Below are 24285 nucleotides of genomic sequence, written 5' to 3'. Positions count from 1 at the left end.
AATAAAACGTTTTACAAATTCTCATCTTTCTATCGATATTCTCCAAAACTCTGTTATAGTCTTTGTCGAACGTGTTATGTTACAGAAGAAATCAAGGTACAGCTTTTTTTACCTTTAAACAAATAGAGTTTGCATAAAAACAGAAAAAAGAGCAGAGAGAAAATCCAAGAATTTTCCACTCCGCTCTAAAAAAACGAATAATGTTTTTTTCATCGATAAATTTTACGTACTAAACCGAATAAAAGGCAAAAGATGTTTTTTATAATTCGGCATTTACACAAAATATTATTTTCACTATTTTTTTCAATTATTTTATTTACCTTTGAATTTAAGGCTACTATTTTATGGTTTAATGCTTAAATCCACTCTTTGGTTAGACGAATATACAAGCGTTTTGCGAATTCGACTGTTATCAAATATAGTACAATGATTAAAATAAACCAGCCCCAATAATTAGCAGGAAGTTTCACAAAGTCGAAAACTTCGCGGATTGGCGTCAAGACAATTAATAGACCCACGCCCACTGCTCCTAAGCTGGCTAAAATTACACCGGGTGAAGCAATACTATGAATAAACGGTAATTTTCTGGTACGTACCATTTGCACAACTAACGTTTGACTTACTAAGCCCACGACAAACCAACCCGTTTGGAATAGCTGCTGATTGCCGACAGTATTAGCACTAAAGACAAACCACATCACCACATAGGTCATAATATCAAAGATACTGCTGACAGGACCTATGCACAGCGTGAATTTCATTAAGCCGTTTGTTTCCCAACGAACAGGTTTCAACAAATCTTCTTCATCTACATTATCCCAAGGAATAGCTAATTGAGCGACATCATAGACTAAATTTTGAATCAACAATTGGATGGAAACCATTGGTAAAAATGGTAAAAACGCACTGGCTACGAGAATTGAGAACACATTTCCGAAATTGGAGCTCATTGTAATTTTGATATACTTCATCATGTTGCTAAAAACTTTTCTACCTTCTATAACGCCGTCTTCCAATACATTCAGGCTTTTTTCCAGCAAGATGATGGAACTGGCATCTTTTGTAATATCTGCCGCTGTATCGACTGAAATACCGACATCAGCTTTGCGCAGCGCTGGTGCATCGTTAATACCGTCACCCATAAAACCAACAGTATGACCATTGGCCTGCAGCGTTTCAATAATACGTGATTTTTGCATAGGATTCAGTTTTGCAAATAAATTCGTTTTTTCGACTTCTTCTTTCATTTGTTCATCTGAAAAATTATCAATGTCAGAGCCCAGCACCACGTGAGCTACTTCAATTCCAACATCACGACAAACTTTTTTCGCAACAATGTCATTATCTCCGGTTAAAACTTTTACATTGACGCCATGCTCATGCAAAGATTTGATTGCGGTAATAGCAGATTTTTTAGCTGGATCTAAAAAGCCCATAAAGCCCAGCAAAGTCATACCTTGCTCGTCTTCCACGCTATAAACAGCTTCACTATGCACGTCTTTTTTCACCGCAACAGCGATGGCCCGCATGCCTTGTTCATTCATACGAACATTGACTTCACGCATTTTTTGCCGCAGCTCGGGAGTTAACGCCACAATTTCACCATCAATTTCCGCATGCGTACATACCGCTTCCATTTCTTCCACAGCACCTTTGGTAATCATGAAATGATGATCATCTGCCTTCACCACGACAGTTAAACGACGACGGGAAAAGTCAAACGGAATTTCATCCAGCTTGGTGATCGTGTGGTAGGGACTTTGTACATGATTTTCTTCATAAAAATTAATCACAGCAATATCCATCAAATTTTTCCAGCCTGTTTGATAATGAGAATTCAAAAAAGCCATATCCAGCACTTGATTGTTTATTTTTCCCAGCGGATCTAAATGCTGCACCAAGACAACTCTATCTTCCGTGATAGTTCCTGTTTTATCCGTACAAAGAATATCCATACTGCCTAAATTTTGAATCGAAGGTAATTCCTTCACAATCACCTTATGCTTAGACAGACTTAACGCGCCTTTAGCTAAATTACTGGTTACAATCATCGGCAACATTTCAGGCGTCAAGCCGACCGCCACTGCAATGGCAAAGAAAAATGCTTCGCCCCATTCTCCTTTGGTTAAGCCGTTGATTAAAAAAACGACAGGAAACAAGACCATGACCATTCGCAGTAAAAATTTACTCACTTTAGTCAAACCAATATCAAAAGAAGTTTTACCGCGTTGCGTTGTGGCATTTTTAGCAATATCTCCGAAAAAGGTATTTTGACCTGTTTTCAAAATAATGGCTTTTCCTTGGCCACTGAGGACATCCGTGCCCATAAAAACTAAATCCTGCATATCCAGCGCTGAAATAGTTGTTTGATTTTTATCAACGCCCGCTTCCACAAATTTTTCCACCGGCATGGATTCTCCTGTTAAAGAAGATTGATTAATAAATAAATCTTTAGTCCAAATTAAAACCGCATCTGCCGGCACCATATCGCCTGTGGCCAGCGTGACAATATCGCCGGGAACGACTTCGTCCATTGGAATTTCTTTCGTTTCCCCTTCCCGTGTTACCGCCGCCGTATTTTCAATGAGTTCTTTTAAATTCAAGCTCGCTTTTTGTGACCGATATTCTTGAATAAAGGCAATGACCACACTAGCTAAAATCATTAATCCCATCACAATTGCCGCTTCAAAATCTTTGGTCGCGATTGAAACCACCATTAATAAGGCCAAAACATAAACAAAAGGATCCTTAAATGCTTCTAAAAACATAATAATTGCAGGTGTAGGTTTTTGAGCTGAAACCTCGTTAGGACCGTATTCCTCCAAGCGATGCTTCGCATCTTCTTCCGACAAGCCCTTTTCAGAGGTTCTAAGCTCCATCATTAACTCTCTTTCAGAGAGCATAGCTAATTTTCTTAGCTCTTGGTCTTTCGTTGTTTTTTTCATTTCAGCTATTTTTTTGTTCATCATATTTATTTCCTCCTAGATGTGCGCTATCGCTAGCGTGCTTCATCTTGGATAGAAGGAATTACTTGCTCAATGCCATCGTTTCCAAGATGAAAGCTACATTTATTTTAGTTCTACTCTGACTGGGATCTTCCATGTAAATCTTCCTCTCTTTGGTTTTTTCGATGGATTGTTGTCAATTGGATAATTGTTTGGCAAGGATCTTTTGTTGCTTTGATTTCAACTTTTTTGCGGAACTTCGCTTCCTTTGGTCGCCAAGTATTTTTCATCATTTACTCTGTCTGCTTTGCAGCCAATCGTAGTGATTTGACCAATTAGTTTCTTAACTTACTTTTCCGGCGTAGTTTTTGGATTAACTTGCTGGTTTCTTTTTACGGAACTTCGCTCCCTTTGGTCGCCAAGTATTTTTCATCATCTATTCTGTCTGCTTCGCAGCCAATCGTAGTGATTTGACCAGTTAGTTTCTTAACTTACTTTTCCAGCGTAGTTTTTGGATTAACTTGCTGGTTTCTTTTTGCGGAACTTCGCTCCCTTTGGTCGCCAAGTATTTTTCATCATCTACTCTATCTGCTTCGCAGTCAATCGTAGTGATTTGACCAGTTAGTTTCTTAACTTACTTTTCCGGCGTAGTTTTTGGATTAACTTGCTGGTTTCTTTTTGCGGAACTTCGCTCCCTTTGGTCGCCAAGTATTTTTCATCATCTACTCTGTCTGCTTCGCAGTCAATCGTAGTGATTTGACCAGTTAGTTTCTTAACTTACTTTTCCAGCGTAGTTTTTGGATTAACTTGCTGGTTTCTTTTTGCGGAACTTCGCTCCCTTTGGTCGCCAAGTATTTTTCATCATCTACTCTGTCTGCTTCGCAGTCAATCGTAGTGATTCAAAACAAAACGCACACTCAACAATAGAGTGTGCGTTAAAATAACAACTTAATTAAGTTTCTCTATCGTTGAGCTTTAGCACTATAGGGCGTAGATAATTTCTTATCAGCTACATTATGAATGACCTTCACGATCATTCCTGTTCGACCAACTAAGAGTCTCTCGATTCTTTCGCGGCAGTAGCATGTGTCCATATAGGAGCCTCACCTAACAATTATTCAATTTTTTATCCGTAACTATAATAGTTGATATTTCTTGTTTTGTCAAAAGGTATTTATTATTTACAATGAATTTCTCATTTTTCCGTTGTGTTCGTCAAACGCTGAAGATCTGCTCTTCCCTGTGCAACCTCAGCTTTAGTGAAGGAGCCTTGTGTTAGTTCTTCTTCAGACAGTTTGTCTAAACAATCATAAAACCATGTACCTAATTCATTAAATAACTGATTCGTCATTTCTTCTGATTTAGAATATAAAAGATTTTCTGCTTCGTTAATTCTCAATTTTAAAATAAGCTCTAATAGATAGTTCTGAATTGGCACAGAATATTCTTCACCAGTTGCTTCATCCGTAATAAAAACCATCGGCATAATTTGGACTTCCTGCGGCTTTTTAAACGGATTAAAAACAGCCGCTTTAACTTGCCGCATAAACCAATCTTTCTCATATTCCATCATAAAGAACAACCCCTTTTTTAAACTTATTTTAGTTAAATTAATCATACCACTAAAAAAGCAGAAACAAAATGCTTTTAGCCCTTTGCTTCTGCTTTTTACTTAAACTTTGAAAGAGTTACTTCACTTCTTCTACTTCAGCCATGTCTTCAATATACTTGTAGACTTGTTGTCCGGCAATTCCGCCTTCACCTACAGCCGTAGTGATTTGACGTAAGGTCTTTTCACGAACATCACCAATAGCAAACACACCCGGCATAGTGGTCCGCATATCCTGATCCGTTTCAATCCAGCCGCCTGCATTTGTTAAGCCGGCTTTTTTGAAAGGTTCTGTCAATGGATCAAGTCCTACATAAATGAAAATCCCATCTGCTGCAACTTCTTTTACTTCGTTTGTGATTACGTTTCTCAATTGACCGCCAGTAACAACCATCTCATTACCTGTAATTTCTTCCAACACCGTGTTCCATTCAAAGGAAATTTTTTCATTGGCAAATGCACGATCTTGAATGATCTTTTGCGCACGTAATTCATCACGGCGATGAACGATGACGACTTCTGAAGCGAACTGTGTCAAATAAATAGCTTCTTCTACGGCAGAATCGCCGCCGCCAATAACTAATAGTTTTTTATTGCGGAAAAAGGCGCCGTCACAAACCGCACAATAAGAAACACCGCGACCAGCGAACTCTTCTTCCCCTTTGACCCCTAATTTACGATGCTCACAGCCAGTGGCAATAATGACAGTCTTAGCCTGATAGGTTTGATCTTCACAAATGACTTCTTTATAGCTGCCTTGATCTTGAATGTCCATAACAATTCCATAGGCATTTTTTGTGCCGAACTTTTCGACATTTTCATACATTTTATAAGCTAGTTCAGGTCCCATAATAGAATCAAAACCAGGATAGTTTTCGACTTCCGCCGTATTATTCATTTGTCCGCCAGGAGCCCCGCGTTCAATCATCAATACTGATAAGTTAGAACGGGATGCATAAAGCGCTGCTGTCATCCCTGCAGGACCTGCGCCAATCACGATTACATCATATATCATTTCGTTTACCTCCGAATTTTTCAAGTACAATTACTTTACAACTTAACAGTTGGCTTGTCTATCATTCTGCCTAAAAGTCTAAAGTAAACTGTATTTACTTTTTTTATTATAGCATTCTTTCTCCAGGAAAACATCCACTTTTTACTTACTTTTAATAAGTAAAAATACCTCAGTTACCTGTTCACCAAAAAAGACATAAACTGCCTTAAAACAGTTTACGTCTCTTTTCTGATTTAATTAGGTACCCCAATTGTTAGTACAATCGTCACTGACTGATCGGTTGCAAATTCCAAATTATCTATGGCTGTTGGATCATTTCGAACAGCGACAATTACAATATTTCCATCCAAAGCAGTGCCGGAAGAATCGCTATAATTATAATGGATATTCAGTTTCTGAGTATTAGCGTAATTCAGCAACGTGTTAATATTATCTTTTCTGCTATCTGTGATACTACCAAAAGTTGTTCCCTTATCTCCAATAAATTCTACCGCACCTCCGTTGATTAAGGTAGTAAACGTTGTTTCGTTTAATTCAGTTACCGGATTGAGTGTAGCAAAATTAAACGAATTAATCGTCGCTCCTTGAGGTAATCGTTGCTTAATATAATCGTTGACATCAAACATTGGTGAACCTGCAAAAGGTTCTTGGATTTTTAAATTAAAGGAAAGCTTTCCTTGCGCTTGATACTGATAGATAATCACTTGAGGTTCATTTGAAAACGTCTGACTAGCTCCATTGATTGTGGCGTTATATCGATATCCCGAAATCTCTAGTTTATTCTCCGGAATAGCTTCACCAATTTTACCTTCTGCAGTTACATCCGGATGGATCGTTGCACCATCTGTATCTTGATATTTATAAGTAACGGCACCGTTTTCTACAACTACCGGAGATGTTCTTTTTTTATAATTAAAGGTAATCTTCTGCTCAGATTCTGTGAAAAGACCTTTGCTGGTTCCCGTAACACTTACAAAGTCATATCCAGCAAATACTTTTTGTTCTGCATCATATTCCGTTCCAATTATACCTGTTAACATCACTGCTTCGGTTAATGGTTTGCCGGCTTCATCTAAATAGTCGACCGTCACCTTACCATTGCTTGTTGGATTGACCACCTCATTATTTTTCTCAGAAAGTAAATAACCAACGTATTGATAACCACTAATTTCAGGCACTTGATAAGTAATTGCGCTACCCTTTGCCACTGTTTGTACGACAGTAGGTATTAAAGCAGTAGGTGCTGCATAGCCAATGGAACTAGTGCCAGTAACGCCAGCGGCAATAACAAAAATAAGTAGACTTACGCTCTTGCGCTTCTTACGAAATAGTAAAAATGCAAATACAATCAGCCCTATCCCTAATAACAACGCCCAACGATTGTCCGTAGCATTTGTTTTAGGCAACTGCGTAGAAGAACTATTACTTGAAGCGACTTTTACTGGCTGATAAACGAAGGTAAAACTCTCTTTGTCGGCCTTAGCTATACCTTGTGGCTGACCTTTCGTTAATTGATTCTGCTGATCAGTTGAAAGTTCTCCAATAGAAATGTGTTCAAACGTCAGCTGGGATACTTGTTCTTTCGCCTCGACTTGAGTATTACCAAAAAACATGCAAAATAGAAAGAAAACAAGCAACGTCAACCTAAATTTCTTTATCATTTTTTAATTCTCCTTAATCTTCTTTTTATATAAATGAAACTATATTAATTTTATCACATTTATATTTAATAAAATAGAAATTTATAAAAAAAAAAAGAGATCAATTATGACTAAAAGCAAAATAATTATATGATAAAACCAAACATTCTTATGTTTTTTATCGTTTATTCTAAAAAAATGCTTCATTTTAAACAAAAAAAAACAGCATAAGCTGTTTTTCTCTCAAGATAAAGCATTTATTTTTTATCATCCATTTATTCGCTGCTTTGCAGCTTATACATGTCTGCGTACAAGCCCTTTTGCGCTAGCAAATGCTCGTGCGTGCCACGCTCCACAATCCGACCTCTATCCAGCACTAAAATGAGGTCTGCATCACGTATGGTTGACAGTCGGTGAGCAATCGCAATCGTCGTTCGACCCTGTCGCATATTTGCCAAGCCTTCTTGAATTAAGCCTTCTGTTTCCGTATCAATATTCGCCGTCGCTTCATCTAAAACCAGAATTTTCGGATTTGTTACCATGGTTCTAGCAAATGAAATCAACTGACGCTGACCGCTTGAATAACTGGCGCCTCTTTCAATCACCTTGGCATGATACGTATTCGGCAAGGTTTCAATGAATTTGTCCGCTTGTACAAAGGCTGCCGCCTCCCGAATTTGCTCATCCGTAATCTCTGGATTCAACATGCGAATATTGCCAGCAATGTCGCCATAAAACATAAAGGCGTCCTGCAGCACCAAGCCTAATTTCTTTCTCAGCTCAGTCAGTGGATACTCGCGAATATCACGATCGTCAATCAGAATTTCGCCTTCATAAAACTCATAAAAACGCATCAGCACATTAATAATGGAGCTTTTGCCGCTGCCCGTATGACCAACTAAAGCGACCGTTTCACCCGGATTAGCGACAAAACTAATATCCTTCAAAACCATATTTTGACCGTCATAAGAAAAACTTACGTTGCGAAATTCGATTTTTCCGCGAAGAATTTCTGCGTTGGCCCCCGGATTTTGCTGCGGTGTCAGCTCCTCATGATCGAAGATTTTCAAAATCCGACTACCCGCGACCATTCCATCAGTAAAGACACTTAAAAAATCCATCATTTGCGTCATCGGATTAAAAAATTCCTGCACATACGTCACAAAAGCATAAATCAAACCAACTTCAATCGGTGAATGCAGGGCATCATAGCCAAATAAAGTCAAAGTTAATCCGACCGCTAACGTATAAAGTAAATTAATAATCGGACTAAGCAACAATGAATTTGTGCGAATCATTGAAAAGCGCGTTAATAAATAATCCTGATTTGTAGCTTCAAACTCCTTTTCAAGACGATGCTCTTGGCGAAACTGCTGAATAATCTGCATTCCCGAAATGTATTCATTTAGCTTCGTATTCAGCTGGCTTAACTTTTCCCGCATACTACGATAAATTTTGGAACTAAACTTTTGATAATACCAGATAACAATCAATAAAATTGGCAAGAAAATTAAATTATAAAAAGCAATACTGCGCTGAATTTGAAACATGCCGATAAACGAAGAAATCACTGCAAAAATGCCCGTTAATACCATTAAAAAGACATACCAAAATTCAAACAACGTTTCCGTATCGTTAGTCACTCGGGAAACAATCGAACCTGCGGGCGTCTGGTCAAAATAACGCATCCCTAACGTCTGCAGCTTTTCAAAAAGCTTCACGCGAATATGCTGGTACGTTTTTAATGATGCCATTGAATACAAGAACCATTGGAAAAACCATACGACACTTTTCACCAGTACACCAAAGAAATACAAGCCGGCAAAAAATAAAATCACTTGCATTGTCGCCGTTTTTGGCGTCAAATAATTATCCATAAAATGCTGAATAATTCGCGGCAACAGTACATTAATTACCGATAAAATAACAGCAAAAAAAATAGCTCCGAAAAACGTCCAGCGAAATGGCTTGGCAAATTTTAATAAGCGTTTGACTATGGATACCTGTTCTTTTATAGGAACCGATTTTGTCCACTCTGACTGATAATTCTCCTGCATTAGACTTCACTCCCTTCGATCTTAGCTTCCAACTGCTGCTTCTCCCACATTCGATTATACCAGCCGCCTAATTGCAGCAGCTCATCGTGTGTACCACGTTCAATGATTTTGCCTTCATCCAACACAATAATCTCTTTTGCATGCATCACACTGCTTAATCGATGGGCGGCAATAATCGTTGTCTTTTCTTTACGCGCTTCTTTTAAATTCGCTAAAATCGCTGCTTCTGTTTTCGCATCCACCGCTGATAAAGCATCATCTAAAATCAATAATTCCGGCTGAACGATCAAGGCTCTGGCGATCGAAATACGCTGCTTTTGTCCGCCCGATAAAGAAACCCCACGTTCGCCAACTAGTGTGTCATAGCCGTTAGGAAAAGCGGCAATTTCATTGTGAATAAACGCCATTTCTGCCGCTGCCTCGACCTTCTCCTGTGAAAAAGTGGGATCTGCAAACCGAATATTATCCCGAATGGTCATTGAAAATAAAAAGTGATCCTGCGGTACATACCCAATAGAAGCCAACAAAGCATCCAGCGTATACTGCTTAATATCATGACCTCCGAAAGTAATTTGTCCCTGATAATGATCATATTCACGCAGCAACAGCTTTAAAAGCGTTGTTTTCCCACTGCCGGTTTTACCGACAAGCCCCAGCGTTTCACCTTCTTTAACTGCTAAGTGAATCTGACTTAAAGCTGCATGATCCTCCTTTGGATACGTGAACGAAGAAATCGCAACTGATAGCTCCCCTTTAGCCGGTGACGCAATAGCCTCTTTTCTTTCAATAATATGAGATTTTTCATGCAGCAGCAGATTAACCCGGTCATAACTGGCGTTGCCGCGTTCCAATACATTAAACAAACGACCAATCGCAAACATCGGCCAGATCAGCATGCCAATATAACTAATAAACGAAATCAGTTGTCCGATGCTAATCGTTCCAGACATAATAAAGTTTCCACCCACAATAATAGTTAGCACATAGGAAATACCAATGATTAATGTAATAAACGGATCAAACAACGCGTCTAAAAAATTCACACGCTTATTCTTAATAATCGCATCATTAATCTTTTCAGTGAAATCCTGAATATCCTCTTTTTCTTGTCCAAAGGTTTTAATGACCTTCATACCGGTGATACTTTCCTGCGTTTTATCATTAATCGTTGAAAATGCCGCTTGTGAATCTCGAAAAGCATCGTGCAATTTTGAGCCTAAAAACCCTGACATAACAGCTAAAAGCGGTAGCGGTATTAAAGCAATCAGCGTTAAACGCCAATCAATAAATAAGATCATTGCAACAATGGTCGCACCGCCGGTAATAAAGGAATCTGCAAAGGTCAAAATCCCTGATCCCGCCACATTTTGAATCGCATTTAAATCATTCGTCGCATGCGCCATCAAATCGCCCGTTCGATGCGCTTGATAAAAGGGATTATCCATTTTAGTGAAATGATGAAACAATTGCCGTCTCAAGGTCTTCTCAAGCTTTGCCGCACTTCCCCAAATATGTGCCCGCCAAACATACCGCAAACAATACTGGGCAATTGCCGCAGCCACTAAAATTCCTACCCAAAACAAAATAGACTGAACAGCAAAATCCTTGGCGGCAATTTTATCTACTACAATCCCAATTACTTTCGGTGGAATCAACTGAACAAGTGCTACCATAACCAAGGCAAAAACCCCAATAAAATAGCTTTTTTTCTCTTGCCTGAAAAACCAGCCTAATTTTTTAAATATCGACATAAATCTACTCCTTTTCTTCCTTGACTACTGTAACCTCACATCTTTTTTCGATTGATCCATGTAAACCAACTCCCTTCCTTTTGTAAAAATTAGTACAAAAAAAACGGGCTAAAAATCAGCCCGTTGTCCTCTTTGAATTCTGAATAGCATAAAAGAACTTACTTGTCGCTTTGGTTCTTCATTTGCTGCATCATTTGACGTATCTTCTTTTCAGAAGGCTTTTGTCCCATAGACATCATCATCATTCGTAACATATCCTCATTAACGGGAGGATTCTTTTTAAAATAGTCCTGCATATATTTGCGTGCAAGGAAAAAGCCTCCGACTGCACCCAATAATAAAGCGATAATCGCGATTAATACTACTAATCCTGTTGACATGTGTAGCGCTCCTTTCTATCTGGAAAAGTTAAAGAAGAGGTTTTATCTTTCAATCAGTCAGATAAAAGCTCTTGTAAAACTTACTCATTTTTATTTAAGTGATACAACTCATTATTATTGCTCTCAAGAAACCATTTTACTAGAAAGAAGCCAAAAAGAAAAGCTCTTTTGTCAGATTTCTCACAAGAAATTTATCCTTTGTGCTTTCACGTTACTGCTTATTTTTGTGCTTCAATTTTTTCTAATAAATCTGGATCGAATACTTGTGCCTTCAGCATGGCAATTTCGTAGCCATAAGGTGCCTTGCTAGTCTTTTTATCTGCACCTACATAAGGCGTTTCTAAAATTTTCGGCAGCTCTGCCAACTTCTCATGATGAACCACTTTATTTAAGGCGTCAAAGCCAATCGTCCCAAAACCAATATTGGCATGCCGATCTTTATGAGATCCTTGCGGGTTTTTAGAATCATTCACATGAACCACTTTCAAGCGCTCAAGACCGATAATCTTGTCAAATTCTTCCAAAACGCCGTCAAAATCTTCTTTTACATTATAGCCAGCATCGTTAGTATGACAAGTATCCAAGGTAACGGATAATTTTTCATTTAGCGTTACACCTTCAATAATCGTAGCCAATTCTTCAAACGTTCGGCCCAGCTCAGTGCCTTTTCCCGCCATTGTTTCCAACGCGATTTGGGGAACCTGCTCTTTCCAAAGTACCTCGTTCAGACCTTTAATAATTTGTTTCAAGCCGGCCTCTGCGCCAGCTCCTACATGGGCGCCTGGATGCAGCGTGATCTGCGTCGCTCCTAAAGCCTGTGCCCGCTCAATTTCCTGACGTAAAAAAGCGGTGGCAAACCCAAAGTTTTCTACTTTGACGGTATTCCCTAAATTAATGATATACGGTGCGTGAACAACAATATTAGACAAATGATGTTCCTTCATAAACTGCTGCCCAGCTTCAATATTCATCTCTTCAATTGGTTTGCGCCGAGTATTTTGCGGTGCTCCCGTATAGATCATAAAGGTTGTTGATCCGTAGCTTGCCGCTTCTTCCGCAGAACCTAATAACATTTTCTTGCCGCTCATACTTACGTGTGACCCTAATAACATGTGGTTCCTCCTAATATTTTACTTTCATGTTTTGAATTTATAACGATGAAAACTCGCAATTTTTACTTCTTGCCCTGTTGATACAACGCTTTCGTTTTATACCCTTGCTTCAAAATTGTCAGCATTTCTGCTTTGCGTTTTTCTTGCGTAGCTGCTTGCTTTGCGCTAAAAATATAACGAGCCCACTCTTTCTTATACCCCGGTGTGAGCTGATGATAAAAGGCCTGTACCTCAGGATCTGCAGACACAATGGCTTCTACTTCGGGAAGAAAGGAAATATAGTCCTTTACCGAAGCACTTGCGGTTGTTTTCTTCTGTTGCTTCGGCATATTTTTGATGCCTACTACAGTGAATATTTCATCTAAGCTGACCATGCGATTGAATTTCAACGTAGTGCCTTCAACATAACCATCCTCTTCCCTGACCTTCAATGTTGGGAAAATTTCATCTCGATGCACAAATGTTTCATATTTTTGATTGCCTTTTTTCGGGTAGGCAATATACAACATCCCTTGCTCTTTTAAAGCAGCTGTTGCTGAAACCTTTGCAACAATTTCTTGAAATTCTTTCATTGTCTGGACAAAAACAAACAGTAAATCAACAGCCTGCTTCGGAAAAACAGTTTCCGCTGACGGTAAATCCGCCAAATAGTGTGCTTCTGGTTTATTTAAAACGACACGTTTTTCGAATTTACTTAACTTTAATTTTTCCACAATTGATTTCATTTGTTCACCTTTTCTTAATCAAAATGACTCACTTTTTTATTTTAGCATAACAAAGATGGGCTGTAATTGAATATGCCTTTCTCCAACACGCAAAAAATCTTTTTAACTAATGGCTAAAGCTTGAGACAATGGTTGTAATGTCCCAAGCTTTAGCTGTTTGTTTAGTATTTTAATAAGAAATATTTTTTCTTACCGCGGCGCACTACCGTAAATTGCCCTTCAATCTTATGCTCTTCGGATAATTCCAGCGCAGTGTCCTGCACACGTTCACCATTAATGTAAATAGCGCCATTTTGTAAATCCTCACGTGCCTGACGTTTCGATGCTTCAATTTTTGAGGTAACCAATAATTCAACAATATTTAAATTATCCTCAGATTTCACATCATAGGTAGGGACATCTTTGAATCCTTCAGCAATTTCCTGTGCATTTAACTGCTTAATTTCTCCGCTGAATAGCGCTTGAGAAATCCGTACCGCTTGTTCATAGGCTTCTTTTCCATGTACAAGTGTGGTGATTTCCTGTGCTAACGCTTTTTGAGCTGCGCGTTTTTCTGGCGCTGCCTGAAACTCTGCTTCAATCGCAGCAATTTCATCTAAGGATAAAAACGTAAAGTATTTTAAGAATTTCACGGCATCCCGATCATCTGTATTAATCCAGAACTGATAAAATTCATAAGGAGAAGTCTTTTCAGCATCCAGCCAAACCGCGTTGCCTTCTGTTTTACCGAACTTAGTTCCATCTGCCTTCGTAATTAAAGGCATCGTTAAGCCAAAGCCTTGAACTTCCCGCTCACGGCGCAATAATTCTATTCCAGAAGTGATATTGCCCCACTGGTCACTGCCGCCTAATTGTAAAAGACAGCCTTGTGTATCATATAGTTTTAGAAAATCATAAGCTTGCAACAGCTGGTACGCGAATTCTGTATAAGAAATGCCCGATTCAATCCGACGTTTCACGCTTTCTTTACTCATCATATAATTAATAGTAAAGTTTTTCCCAACATCACGTAAAAAGTCGATCAGTGAAATTTCTCCCAGCCAATCGTAATTATTTGCTAAAATAGCTGGATTGTTTTGATCATCAAAATCAATAAAACGAGACAATTGACCTTTAATACTTGCAGACCATTCTTTCACAGTATCCAACGTATTTAAACTGCGCTCCGCATCTTTAAAAGACGGATCGCCAATCATCCCTGTTCCGCCGCCAACGAGGGCAATCGGCACATGCCCATTTTGCTGAAACCGGCGCAGCGTCAAAATTGGCAGCAAATGACCAATATGTAAGCTGTCTGCTGTAGGATCAAACCCAATATATAATTTAACGGACTCTTCATTTAGTTGTTTGGTTAAGGCCGCTTCATCCGTTGTCTGATGCACTAGACCGCGGGCTTTTAATTCTTCAAAAAATTCCGATTTCATTGATCTTCCTCCGATGTCGTTATCATTTATGCTTATCATTATTCATCTTAACTGATTCTTACTATAAATAAAAGAGTCAAACCAAAAATTCTAAGAATCAAGCTTAAGTTTTTTTGAATAAATAGTAGAAAAAATGGAACAACTGTTCATCAGTCCATTTTTTTGCTATAATATCACGTAATGTGACATTTTATCGAGGTGAAGCTTTTGGACAATCAGGATAATTCCCAATCAACAACACAACAATCACATAAAGCACCAGAGAAAAAGAAGATTTTTTTGATCATAAATGTCGTTATTCGTGTCATGCAGTCTTTGTTTATTTTTCTTGCAGTGATGCTGCTTTTAGGCGGTGCTTTGGGTGTGGGTGTTGGTGTCGGCTACTTTGCTTATTTAGTGCATGACACACAACCACCGACAAAAGAAGAGCTGCAAAAACAAATAACTGATATTGCTGAAGTTTCTCAGATGACTTATGCAGATGGGACGAATATCGCTAAAATTAAATCCGATCTCATCAGAACACGGGTGGACAGCAACCAAATTTCTCCTTTACTCAAAAAAGCGATTATTTCCACAGAGGATGAATATTTTGAAGAACACAAAGGCGTGGTACCTAAAGCAGTCGTTCGGGCCTTAATTTCTGAAGCGACCGGTATCGGCTCTTCCGGGGGGTCGACGTTGACGCAGCAATTAGTGAAACAGCAGATTTTAACGGACGAAACGACCTTTAAACGCAAAGCCAATGAAATTCTTTTAGCTTATCGGATTGAAAAGTTCTTCTCAAAAGATGAGATTGTGACTACCTATCTGAACGTTTCTCCTTTTGGACGGAACAATAAAGGCGAAAATATTGCCGGAGTTGAAGAAGCAGCAAAAGGGCTATTTGGAAAAAGCGCGAACGATCTGACCTTGCCTCAAGCAGCTTTTATCGCCGGTCTGCCGCAAAGTCCAATTGTTTATACACCTTATACAAATACTGGTGAATTAAAAAGCGATGAAAACCTAGCATACGGAATGAAACGGAAAGACTTTGTTTTATTCAGTATGTATCGCGAAAAAGCAATTACGAAAAAGGAATACGAAGAAGCCAAAAAATACGATTTAAAACAAGATTTTCAGCCTCAGCAAGCATCAAATCAAAACACAGAAGGCTATTTATATTATGCGGTATTAGATGAAGCTGTTAAGACAGTGATGGATATAAATATCGAAAAAGCAGGCGTAAAAAAAGCGGACTTGGATGATTTAGGACTGGAACAATATGAAGAACAAGCCCGTAAAGAAATTCAAAGTCGCGGCTATACCATTCATTCAACCATTGACAAAACCGTGTATGACACCATGCAAAATGCTGTAGCAACCTATGGCTATATGCTGGATGACGGCTATGGCACTGGCATGGTTGAAACCGGCAATGTCCTGATGGATAACAAGACAGGGCGCATTATCGGTTTTATCGGCGGACGTGACTACAATGTCAGTCAAAGTAATCATGCGCTGAATACAGTACGCCAAGTCGGTTCTACGATTAAGCCAATCTCTGTATATGGTCCTGCTATTGATCAAGGGATGATCGGTTCAGAAAGTCGCTTAGCCAATTATCCAACTTCTTACGAAGGCGGCGGTGAGCTAACAAACGCGACGAATTCAGGAACGAATACCTTTGATACTGTACGCTATGCATTGGAATGGTCCTATAATATTCCGGTTTACCATTTAAATGAAGCAATGAAAAAACAAATGGGCGATGATAATTTTTCTTACAACAATTATCTAAGTAAAATGAATTATCCGGCGGATCCTGGCTGGGCGTATCAATCAGCGCCGTTAGGTTCAGTTGAGACTACTGTTTTAACTCAAACCAATGGCTTCCAAACATTGGCCAACGGCGGAAAATATCAAAAAGGTTACATGATTGATAAGATTACCGACTCTAAAGGTGACGTAATTTACCAGCATCAAGATGCTCCAGTACAAGTTTATTCAGAGGCAACAGCTTCCATTATGAATGATCTGATGCGTTCTGTCCTAGATTCAAAGATTACCACACAATACAAAAGTCTGGTCAGCGGCTTAAATCCTGATTTGGCAAATGTTGACTGGGTCGGTAAAACAGGAACAACGAGCTTCTACAAAGATGCCTGGCTAGTGGTTTCTACACCAACTGTTACGTTAAGCTCTTGGGCTGGCTACGACATTCCGGTTGCCATGAGTCCAAATAGTGGTGATCACAATAGTACCTATCTCGCGAACCTAACCAATGCCATTTACTCTGTTCGCCCTGATTTATTCGGCGTTGGACAGAAATTCACTTTATCAAAAGATGTCATTAAATCTAAGGTTTCCAGCTTTACAGGGGAACGCCCCGGAACCTTTACCTATAACGGCGGAACCTATACCGTCTCTGATTCAGGAACTGAATCTCTTTATGCGAAAAACGGCGCTCCGAAAAGCCAATACAAATTTGGTTACGGCGGAACAGATGCTAATTACAATGCATACTGGGGACGTTATATAACTACTAATCCTACAACACCGTCATCATCAAACACGACGACGCCTTCTTCTTCAGAGAAAAAAGACGAGAAAAAGGAAAATACAACACCTTCTTCCAGTAAACCAAACAATTAAAAAGGAACCGAGTGCCCGTAGTCAACGGTAGCACTTGGTTCCTTTTTTAGTGGCAAACTTTTAAGACGCAGTTTGTCAGAGAATTTCCTTATTTGGTAGAGCCTTTTTGATCTAAGCCATAAGGTAAAACGACTGTTTTATCTTCGATTTCTTCTTTGTTCATCAATTTTGTTAATAAACGCATCGCTACTGCACCGATATCATATAAAGGCTGTGTTACGCTTGAAAGACGCGGACGTGAAACCTCTGTCAGTAACGAGTTATTGCTGGTAATGATTTCAAATTCCTCTGGTACTTTGACACCAGCATCGATCATGCCGTCCAATAAACCAATAGCTAATTCATCATCAGTAACATAAGCAGCTGTTGCTCCACTGTTGCGAACACGTTCAGCTAAGTTGATTCCGTCTTTAAATTTATATTCAGATTCAAAGATCAGACCTTCGTTATAGGTTAAGCCATTTTCTTTTAGCGCTGTTTTATAACCTTTCATACGGTTTTGACCGTTAATCGGATCAATTAATGCACCGCTGACAAAAGCAATCTTTTTATTGCCATTTTTCGCTAAGATCGTCGTAGCATCTTTTGTTGCTTCTGTATAATCAATATTTACGCTGCCAACCTGTTCATCCGGATCAATAGAACCCGCTAAAACCACAGGTGTTTTTGAGCGTGAAAATTCACCGCGGATTTCGTCTGTAATATGGTGACCCATAAAGATGATTCCGTCCACTTGTTTTGCTAATAGATTATTTAATACATTGACCTCTTTTTGATCATTACCGTCAGAATTGGCCAAAATTATATTATATTTGTACATCGTTGCTACATCATCAATACCACGGGCTAATGAAGCGAAAAAGATATTGCTGACATCGGGAATAATAACCCCTACTGTCGTTGTCTTTTTACTTGCCAAACCACGAGCAACAGCGTTAGGACGATAATCGAGACGATCAATAACTTCTAAAACCTTTTTACGTGTTGCTGGTTTCACATTCGGATTCCCATTAACTACACGAGAGACCGTTGCCATCGACACATTTGCTTCACGCGCAACATCATAAATCGTAATTGTTTGTTTTTCCATGCTTATTCTCCTATTATAATCATATTTGTCTTCATTTTCTGAAAACGCTGTTTACATTTCTTTATTAGGATAGCAGAATTTATCTGTTTTTGCAACCGTTTTATCCAGTTTTCATGAAAATTTACTATTGATTTCAAAAAGCACTTTAAGTCATTTCATGGTATGATAGGAACATATTTACCATTACCTTTGCAGAAAGAAGGATATTTATGAACCAAGAAAAGATGAATGATCTAAAAAACTGGATGAATACTGAAGGGATTGAGTTAACCTACATCAGCGACCCAGGACATATTGCCTATTTCTCTGGCTACGAAAGTGATCCTCACGAACGTGTTTTAGCCTTGTTTATTCCTTTGAATCATGAGCCCTTTTTATTTACGCCCGCTTTGGAAATAGAAGATGCGGAAAACAGCTCATGGTCTTATCCCGTCTACGGGTATCTTGACAGCGAAAATCCTTGGCAGAAGATTGCTGACTTGATTCAACAACAGGGCATCCCGAAAAAAATTGCAACTGAAAAAGAAGCCTTAACAGTTGCTCGTTACGACATTCTCACTCAATATTTTACTAACAGTGACTTTAGCGCCAATGTAACTCCTGTAATCGAAAAGCTCCAATTACAAAAAACACCAGATGAAATCAGCAAATTAATGGCTGCTGGCGATTGGGCGGATGTCGCTTTAGAAATCGGCTTTAAAGCTATTGCAGCTGGTGTAAAGGAACAAGAAATTTTAGCTGAAATTGAATATCAATTAAAACGCAAGGGCGTTCGTTCAATGAGCTTTGATACCTTGGTTCTCACAGGAAAAAATGCGGCCAGTCCTCATGGCGCTCCTGGAAATACTGCTGTTGCTGACGGCGACTTGGTTTTATTTGACCTTGGCGTGGTCTGGAACGGCTATTGTAGTGACGTGACAAGAACGGTTGCTTACAAAGAACCAACTGATTTTCAAAAAGAGATCTATAACATTGTTTTAGAAGCCCAATTAAAAGCAATGGATGCTGTTAAACCGGGGATTACCGCCGGTGAATTGGATGAAGTAGCACGCGATGTCATCAGTGGCTATGGTTATGGAGAATACTTCAACCATCGCTTAGGCCATGGTATCGGTACAACTGTTCACGAATATCCGTCCTTAATAACCGGCAATGATCTTGTCATTGAAGAAGGCATGTGCTTTTCTATTGAACCAGGAATCTATATTCCAGGTAAAGTCGGCGTTCGTATTGAAGATTGTCTGCACGTAACTAAAAATGGCTGCGAAGCCTTCACGAAGACATCAAAAGATCTTTTAGTTCTTCACTAAAGAGGTTGAGCCAAAAGTCGTTTAGGTTCGAGCAATTGGAGTAAAAGACGACCAATATGCTTTTTATATTGATCGACTTTTATGAAATTGCCGAAGAACCTGACTTTGAGCCACCGTTTATTCATAAGTAGTGGGCGGGACAAAACTAAAAAATAGTTTTGTCCCGCCCACTTTAGCATTATTTTCCTTTTAAATCAGCTGCAGTTTCTTTAGCAGCATGCTTCATATCTGCTTTTGCCTCCGCAGCCTTTTGCGGTACATCTTTTGTTGTTTCTTTGGCTTCTGCAACGCCTTCTGAAACAGTTTCCTTGGCTTTTCTAGCAGAGTCTTTAACATCGATGAAGATATCGTCTGATGCATCTTCTGCAACTGCGCCTAAGTCATCCATTTGATGGTTGACATCTTTTGCTGCTTTTTTGAAGTGATTGTTTAAATCACTTGTTTGTTGTTTGAAGGATTCTAAAACATTATCTGAAGAATCTTGTGCTTTATTCAGAGATTCTTTCGTTTTGCCTTTGACATTACTTGCTAAATCACCTGCTTGATCTCCTAGCATACTTGCTTTTTCTTTGGCGATAGATGATAATTCAGATCCTTTTTGCATTGCATAATCGGTATAATCAGATGCCTTATCTTTTAGATCATCTGCTTGGTTGGATAAATCTTCACGTAATTCTTTCCCTGATTTTGGTGCTAATAGAAGTGCTGCAACAGCTGCTGCTGTTCCTCCGATGATTGCTCCTAAGAAAAATCCGCCTTTTTTAGCCATGTCCATTCCTCCATTATCATTTTTTATTTAGGTGTTACACTTGCTTGAGATGCTTTCTTTGAGCGAAATGCCCGAAAGGCTGCTCCGCCGACTTTACTGACAACGCCTGCTTTGGCAGTCGTTTTACCAACAGAACCAACTTTGCCAATTAAATTACGGCTGGAAACATTTAATTCAGAAACACTTTCACTTAAATCAGCAACTGCTGTAAACAAAGGATCAATTGTAGCGATCTTTTGGTTCACATCATCCAGCAATTCATTACTCTTTACTAATAGACCTTCTACTTGTTTCGATAAAATATCGACATCTTTGGTAACAACCTCGATTGTTTTGTTTGCTTCATCCACTGTAGTCGTTACTCTGTCTACCGTTTTACTAATCTTCATTAATACCAATATAATAAAGACAACCAATACAGCAAACGCTACTGCAGCGATAATTGCTGCTACTTCTCCACCAGTCATACTCTTGCCCCTTCCATCAATTATTCCATGTCTTTAGAATAACATCAACTGATTAAATTCACAAATGATTCAGTTGCTGTTCTTTGTCTCATTATAACAAATTAGGAAACGTTTTACTTCTTCAATTAAAAAAAAGCGTGCAGCAAATGCCACACACTTTTTTTCACATTTAACATTTTATTCTTCAGTTTGGGCTTCTTCTTTGGTAAGTTCTGCTCCTAATTGAATAATATACTCACGCAGGTTATCTTTGACTTCTGGATGCGTTAAGCCATATTCAATACTTGTTTTCATAAAGCCGAATTTATCGCCTACATCATAACGTTTACCAGTAAATTCTCTAGCAAAAACACGTTGTGTTTTATTTAATGTGTCAATCGCATCTGTCAGCTGAATTTCGCCACCGGCACCTGGTGCCTGATTTTCTAGTACATTGAAAATTTCGGGTGTTAATAAGTAGCGGCCAATAATGGCTAAATCACTTGGCGCTTCTTCCGGTTTTGGTTTTTCAACAAAGCTGTTCACATTGTATAAGCCCTTTGAAACTTCCATTTCCGGATTAATAATACCGTATTTAGATGTATCCTCGTGTGGTACCTTCATTACAGCAATCGTAGAAGCGTGTGTATCGTCATAATCATTCATTAATTGTTTAGATAAAGGAATATCGTCATCCATAATATCATCACCCAGCATAACAATAAACGGCTCATTGCCGACAAAGGCCTTTGCCTGCAGCACTGCATGTCCCAAGCCTTTTGGATGAGATTGACGGATAAAATGTAAATTAACATCCGTGGTTTCTTCTACTAATTTTAGTAGATCCGTTTTATTTTTTTCACGCAGATTGCTTTCCAATTCAAAGTTTGCATCAAAATGATCTTCAATCGGACGCTTAGCTTTACCGGTCACAATCAAGATATCTTCAATTCCTGAAGCTAATGCTTCTTCTACAATAAATTGAATCGTTGGCTTATCCACAATCGGCAACATTTCCTTTGCCATCGCTTTCGTTGCTGGTAAAAATCTTGTACCCAGTCCAGCGGCTGGAATCACTGCTTTTTTTACTTTCATATCCAAGACCTCCTAGTTTATGATATAGAAAATTCGTTTTCCGTTTTTCCTTCACGCAGCATAATTTCTTTCGCTGCTTGGTTAACTTCTAAGTTTTCATACAATACACGATAAATCGCTTCTGTAATCGGCATTTCTACGTTTAACTGCTGAGAAAGCTCATAGGCAGCTTTCGTCGTTGATACGCCCTCAACGATCATCCCCATATTTTCAAGAACATCCTCTAAGCTGTGCCCTTTTCCTAAAAGATTTCCTGCACGCCAATTCCGTGAATGAACACTAGTACAGGTAACGATTAGATCACCAACGCCGCTCAAGCCAATAAAAGTTAAAGGATTCGCTCCCATAGCTACACCTAAACGACTGATTTCTGCCAAACCACGTGTCATAATCGCCGCCTTGGCATTATCACCGAAACCTAAGCCATGAATCGCACCTGCGCCCAAAGCAATGATATTTTTTAACGCGGCACCTGTTTCAACACCAATCACGTCATCATTCGTGTAAATTCTAAAATAGTCGTTCATAAATAAGTTTTGAACATATTTTGCTTCTTCTAAATGCTCACTTGCAGCTGTGATTGTTGTAATATCATGAACTGCTACTTCCTCTGCATGACTAGGGCCTGATAATACAGCTAAGCCGCGTCTTTTTTCCAGCGGAATTTCCTCCATTAATACTTCTGAAATACGTTTATGACTTCCTTGCTCCAAGCCCTTGCTGGCATGAATAATCAGCGGCCGATTTTGACATTTGGCGGTAAACTCCTGCGCAACTGCCCGAATAGCTTTTGTTGGTACCACGAATAAGACAGCATCTGCATCCGCAATACATTCTTCCAACGAAGATTTTCCTTGAATAGATACAGGCATAACCAAATCAGGTAGATAATGCTTGTTGGTATGGTGTTCATTAATTTCATCAATTTGTGCTTGATTATTCCCCCAGATACGAACCTCATGACCGTTCTCAGCTAAAACCTGAGCCAAGGCCGTACCCCACGAACCGGGACCTAAAACAGCAACTTTTTGTTTCATTGGTGAAAACTCCTTTCAAAATAAGAAGAGCAAGTGTAACTCGTTCGGCTCTGACCGAAAAATAGGAAATTGAGAGAAAGGTGCTCTCTGCCTTGCTCACAATTTATCTTTTTTCCGAAGAGCCAGTTGTACTTGCTCGACAATAGCAAAGCAAATATAACTTGTTTTGCTTTCAAAGAACGCTTTACAATTAATCGCAACGCTTTCGTTCATCCTTTATAAAATTAACTGTCACTCACCATTTTAACATAGGCTGAAACGAATAGGCACTTTTAAACCGCTTTTTTTGTTGTTCCGTGATTACGATCATAAAATTTAAGTGTTGCTTTTTTTCTGCGAACAATAATTGTGATAATTGCGCCAAAAAACAATACCAGTGATACCACTTGCGAAACTCGAATTTGGCCAAACGCATATAGACTGTCCGTCCGCATTCCTTCAATAAAGAAGCGGCCGAAAGAATACCAAATCAGGTAGCTCAAAAAGACTTCTCCCTCTTTTAAGAAATGCTGCTTTTTTCTCAAAAAGATCAATACAATAAAGCCTAAAACATTCCATAATGATTCATATAAAAAAGTCGGCTGATGATAAGTTCCATCAATATTCATATTATCAATAATAAATTTGGGTAAGTGCAATCCTTCTAAAAATCCACGCGACGTTGCAGGTCCATAAGCTTCATGGTTCATAAAATTGCCCCAACGACCAATGCCCTGCGCTAAAATCACACTAGGCGCAGCAATATCTAAAAAAGTCCAAGTCGAAATGAACCGATGCCGTGTAAAGAAAAACAAGGCCAGCCCTCCACCAATCAGACCTCCATAAATCGCTAATCCGCCATTACGCGTCAAAATAATTTCAATTGGATTATCGACATACTCTTTCCATTGAAAAATCACATAATACAATCGGGCTCCTATAATCGCACTAGGCAACCCCCAAAGCATAAAATCAATCACATCATCTTCTTTTAAACCGACCCGTATAGCTTCTCTGCTACTTAACCATACAGCCAGTACAATTCCTGAAACAATAATAACTGCATACCAGTATACTGCTATCCCAAAAAGATTAAAAGCAACCGGATTAACCTGACCTAACATAAAGAACCTCCTAATTTAAAAGCGGAACAAATCGCTTAATCCTGTAGAAAATTAGGAAATTGACATTGAGACGCTTCTTGTCTCGCTGGCAATTTATCTATTTTCCTAAGGATTGATTTGTGCAGCTGGATAACATTAATGAT

The 24285-nt window shown here is 39.0% G+C and carries 18 protein-coding genes and 1 riboswitch; of the genes, 2 read left to right on the top strand and 16 right to left on the bottom strand.

What is annotated here, in order from left to right; all coding sequences use genetic code 11:
• Positions 1-356: 356 nt before the first annotated feature.
• From mgtA to tyrS, 10 genes are all read right to left on the bottom strand, one after another.
• Positions 357-2969 carry a magnesium-translocating P-type ATPase gene (gene mgtA / locus ABH902_RS06705; protein ID WP_404589790.1) on the bottom strand — a complete coding sequence of 871 codons (2613 nt, stop codon included), beginning with the start codon at positions 2967-2969 and terminating at the stop codon, positions 357-359.
• A gap of 929 nt (positions 2970-3898) precedes the next feature.
• A riboswitch (M-box (ykoK) riboswitch) is annotated at positions 3899-4067 on the bottom strand.
• Between the two features lie 73 nt (positions 4068-4140).
• Positions 4141-4518 (bottom strand): DUF6483 family protein, encoded by a 378-nt coding sequence (locus tag ABH902_RS06700; RefSeq protein ID WP_404589788.1) that lies wholly within the window; start codon positions 4516-4518, stop codon positions 4141-4143.
• A gap of 115 nt (positions 4519-4633) precedes the next feature.
• The gene (trxB, locus tag ABH902_RS06695; RefSeq protein WP_404589841.1) at positions 4634-5566 is read right to left on the bottom strand and encodes a thioredoxin-disulfide reductase; all 933 of its coding nucleotides are present in this window, start codon (positions 5564-5566) and stop codon (positions 4634-4636) included.
• Positions 5567-5802: 236 nt separating this feature from the next.
• Entirely contained in the window at positions 5803-7230 is a 1428-nt protein-coding gene (locus ABH902_RS06690; RefSeq protein ID WP_404589787.1) for a MucBP domain-containing protein, read from the bottom strand.
• A 254-nt stretch (positions 7231-7484) separates the two neighbouring features.
• A complete protein-coding gene (locus ABH902_RS06685; RefSeq protein WP_404589785.1) occupies positions 7485-9266 on the bottom strand; it encodes an ABC transporter ATP-binding protein in 1782 nt (593 codons plus the stop codon).
• On the bottom strand, positions 9266-11017 hold the full coding sequence (locus tag ABH902_RS06680) for an ABC transporter ATP-binding protein (RefSeq protein WP_404589784.1): 1752 nt from the start codon (positions 11015-11017) through the stop codon (positions 9266-9268). Before ABH902_RS06680 ends, ABH902_RS06685 begins: the two co-directional genes overlap by 1 nt.
• Positions 11018-11175: 158 nt before the next feature.
• Entirely contained in the window at positions 11176-11397 is a 222-nt protein-coding gene (locus tag ABH902_RS06675; protein ID WP_404589783.1) for a YneF family protein, read from the bottom strand.
• Positions 11398-11615: 218 nt separating this feature from the next.
• Positions 11616-12509: a deoxyribonuclease IV gene (locus tag ABH902_RS06670; protein WP_404589781.1), complete on the bottom strand. Its 894-nt coding sequence runs from the start codon at positions 12507-12509 to the stop codon at positions 11616-11618.
• Positions 12510-12571: 62 nt separating this feature from the next.
• On the bottom strand, positions 12572-13234 hold the full coding sequence (locus tag ABH902_RS06665; RefSeq protein ID WP_404589780.1) for a YdeI/OmpD-associated family protein: 663 nt from the start codon (positions 13232-13234) through the stop codon (positions 12572-12574).
• Between the two features lie 161 nt (positions 13235-13395).
• Complete coding sequence (gene tyrS, locus ABH902_RS06660; RefSeq protein ID WP_404589779.1) at positions 13396-14658, bottom strand: tyrosine--tRNA ligase; 1263 nt, start codon at positions 14656-14658, stop codon at positions 13396-13398.
• A gap of 207 nt (positions 14659-14865) precedes the next feature.
• Here tyrS and ABH902_RS06655 point away from each other — a divergent pair, with 207 nt between their 5' ends.
• Positions 14866-17292 carry a transglycosylase domain-containing protein gene (locus ABH902_RS06655; protein ID WP_404589777.1) on the top strand — a complete coding sequence of 809 codons (2427 nt, stop codon included), beginning with the start codon at positions 14866-14868 and terminating at the stop codon, positions 17290-17292.
• Positions 17293-17380: 88 nt separating this feature from the next.
• Here ABH902_RS06655 and ccpA read toward each other — a convergent pair whose 3' ends face one another.
• Complete coding sequence (gene ccpA, locus ABH902_RS06650; RefSeq protein ID WP_404589775.1) at positions 17381-18382, bottom strand: catabolite control protein A; 1002 nt, start codon at positions 18380-18382, stop codon at positions 17381-17383.
• Positions 18383-18591: 209 nt separating this feature from the next.
• Between ccpA and ABH902_RS06645 the strand changes: the two genes are divergently transcribed.
• Positions 18592-19692 (top strand): aminopeptidase P family protein, encoded by a 1101-nt coding sequence (locus tag ABH902_RS06645; protein ID WP_404589774.1) that lies wholly within the window; start codon positions 18592-18594, stop codon positions 19690-19692.
• Between the two features lie 178 nt (positions 19693-19870).
• Here ABH902_RS06645 and ABH902_RS06640 read toward each other — a convergent pair whose 3' ends face one another.
• The 5 genes from ABH902_RS06640 to lgt form a co-directional block, all read right to left on the bottom strand.
• Entirely contained in the window at positions 19871-20461 is a 591-nt protein-coding gene (locus ABH902_RS06640; RefSeq protein WP_404589772.1) for a YtxH domain-containing protein, read from the bottom strand.
• Between the two features lie 23 nt (positions 20462-20484).
• Entirely contained in the window at positions 20485-20928 is a 444-nt protein-coding gene (locus tag ABH902_RS06635) for a DUF948 domain-containing protein (RefSeq protein WP_404589771.1), read from the bottom strand.
• A 177-nt stretch (positions 20929-21105) separates the two neighbouring features.
• A complete protein-coding gene (galU, locus tag ABH902_RS06630) occupies positions 21106-22002 on the bottom strand; it encodes a UTP--glucose-1-phosphate uridylyltransferase GalU (protein WP_404589770.1) in 897 nt (298 codons plus the stop codon).
• A gap of 17 nt (positions 22003-22019) precedes the next feature.
• Complete coding sequence (locus tag ABH902_RS06625) at positions 22020-23039, bottom strand: NAD(P)H-dependent glycerol-3-phosphate dehydrogenase (protein ID WP_404589768.1); 1020 nt, start codon at positions 23037-23039, stop codon at positions 22020-22022.
• Between the two features lie 272 nt (positions 23040-23311).
• Positions 23312-24142, bottom strand: coding sequence for a prolipoprotein diacylglyceryl transferase (lgt, locus tag ABH902_RS06620; RefSeq protein ID WP_404589766.1), 831 nt, complete (start codon positions 24140-24142; stop codon positions 23312-23314).
• Between the last annotated feature and the right edge of the window lie 143 nt (positions 24143-24285).

Source organism: Enterococcus sp. UD-01 (assembly GCF_044909655.1).
In the GTDB taxonomy this organism is placed as follows: domain Bacteria; phylum Bacillota; class Bacilli; order Lactobacillales; family Enterococcaceae; genus Enterococcus_L.
The sequence above is the reverse complement of the archived record's forward strand: the minus strand, read 5'-3'. Positions and strand labels throughout refer to the sequence as shown.

What these genes read in the sequence shown, in the direction of transcription:
- mgtA (WP_404589790.1), bottom strand. Translation starts at nt 2,969, where the DNA reads ATGATGAACAAAAAAATAGCTGAAATGAAAAAAACAACGAAAGACCAA.
- ABH902_RS06700 (WP_404589788.1), bottom strand. Translation starts at nt 4,518, where the DNA reads ATGATGGAATATGAGAAAGATTGGTTTATGCGGCAAGTTAAAGCGGCT.
- ABH902_RS06690 (WP_404589787.1), bottom strand. Translation starts at nt 7,230, where the DNA reads ATGATAAAGAAATTTAGGTTGACGTTGCTTGTTTTCTTTCTATTTTGC.
- ABH902_RS06685 (WP_404589785.1), bottom strand. Translation starts at nt 9,266, where the DNA reads ATGCAGGAGAATTATCAGTCAGAGTGGACAAAATCGGTTCCTATAAAA.
- ABH902_RS06680 (WP_404589784.1), bottom strand. Translation starts at nt 11,017, where the DNA reads ATGTCGATATTTAAAAAATTAGGCTGGTTTTTCAGGCAAGAGAAAAAA.
- ABH902_RS06675 (WP_404589783.1), bottom strand. Translation starts at nt 11,397, where the DNA reads ATGTCAACAGGATTAGTAGTATTAATCGCGATTATCGCTTTATTATTG.
- ABH902_RS06670 (WP_404589781.1), bottom strand. Translation starts at nt 12,509, where the DNA reads ATGTTATTAGGGTCACACGTAAGTATGAGCGGCAAGAAAATGTTATTA.
- ABH902_RS06665 (WP_404589780.1), bottom strand. Translation starts at nt 13,234, where the DNA reads ATGAAATCAATTGTGGAAAAATTAAAGTTAAGTAAATTCGAAAAACGT.
- tyrS (WP_404589779.1), bottom strand. Translation starts at nt 14,658, where the DNA reads ATGAAATCGGAATTTTTTGAAGAATTAAAAGCCCGCGGTCTAGTGCAT.
- ccpA (WP_404589775.1), bottom strand. Translation starts at nt 18,382, where the DNA reads ATGGAAAAACAAACAATTACGATTTATGATGTTGCGCGTGAAGCAAAT.
- ABH902_RS06645 (WP_404589774.1), top strand. Translation starts at nt 18,592, where the DNA reads ATGAACCAAGAAAAGATGAATGATCTAAAAAACTGGATGAATACTGAA.
- ABH902_RS06640 (WP_404589772.1), bottom strand. Translation starts at nt 20,461, where the DNA reads ATGGCTAAAAAAGGCGGATTTTTCTTAGGAGCAATCATCGGAGGAACA.
- ABH902_RS06635 (WP_404589771.1), bottom strand. Translation starts at nt 20,928, where the DNA reads ATGACTGGTGGAGAAGTAGCAGCAATTATCGCTGCAGTAGCGTTTGCT.
- galU (WP_404589770.1), bottom strand. Translation starts at nt 22,002, where the DNA reads ATGAAAGTAAAAAAAGCAGTGATTCCAGCCGCTGGACTGGGTACAAGA.
- ABH902_RS06625 (WP_404589768.1), bottom strand. Translation starts at nt 23,039, where the DNA reads ATGAAACAAAAAGTTGCTGTTTTAGGTCCCGGTTCGTGGGGTACGGCC.
- lgt (WP_404589766.1), bottom strand. Translation starts at nt 24,142, where the DNA reads ATGTTAGGTCAGGTTAATCCGGTTGCTTTTAATCTTTTTGGGATAGCA.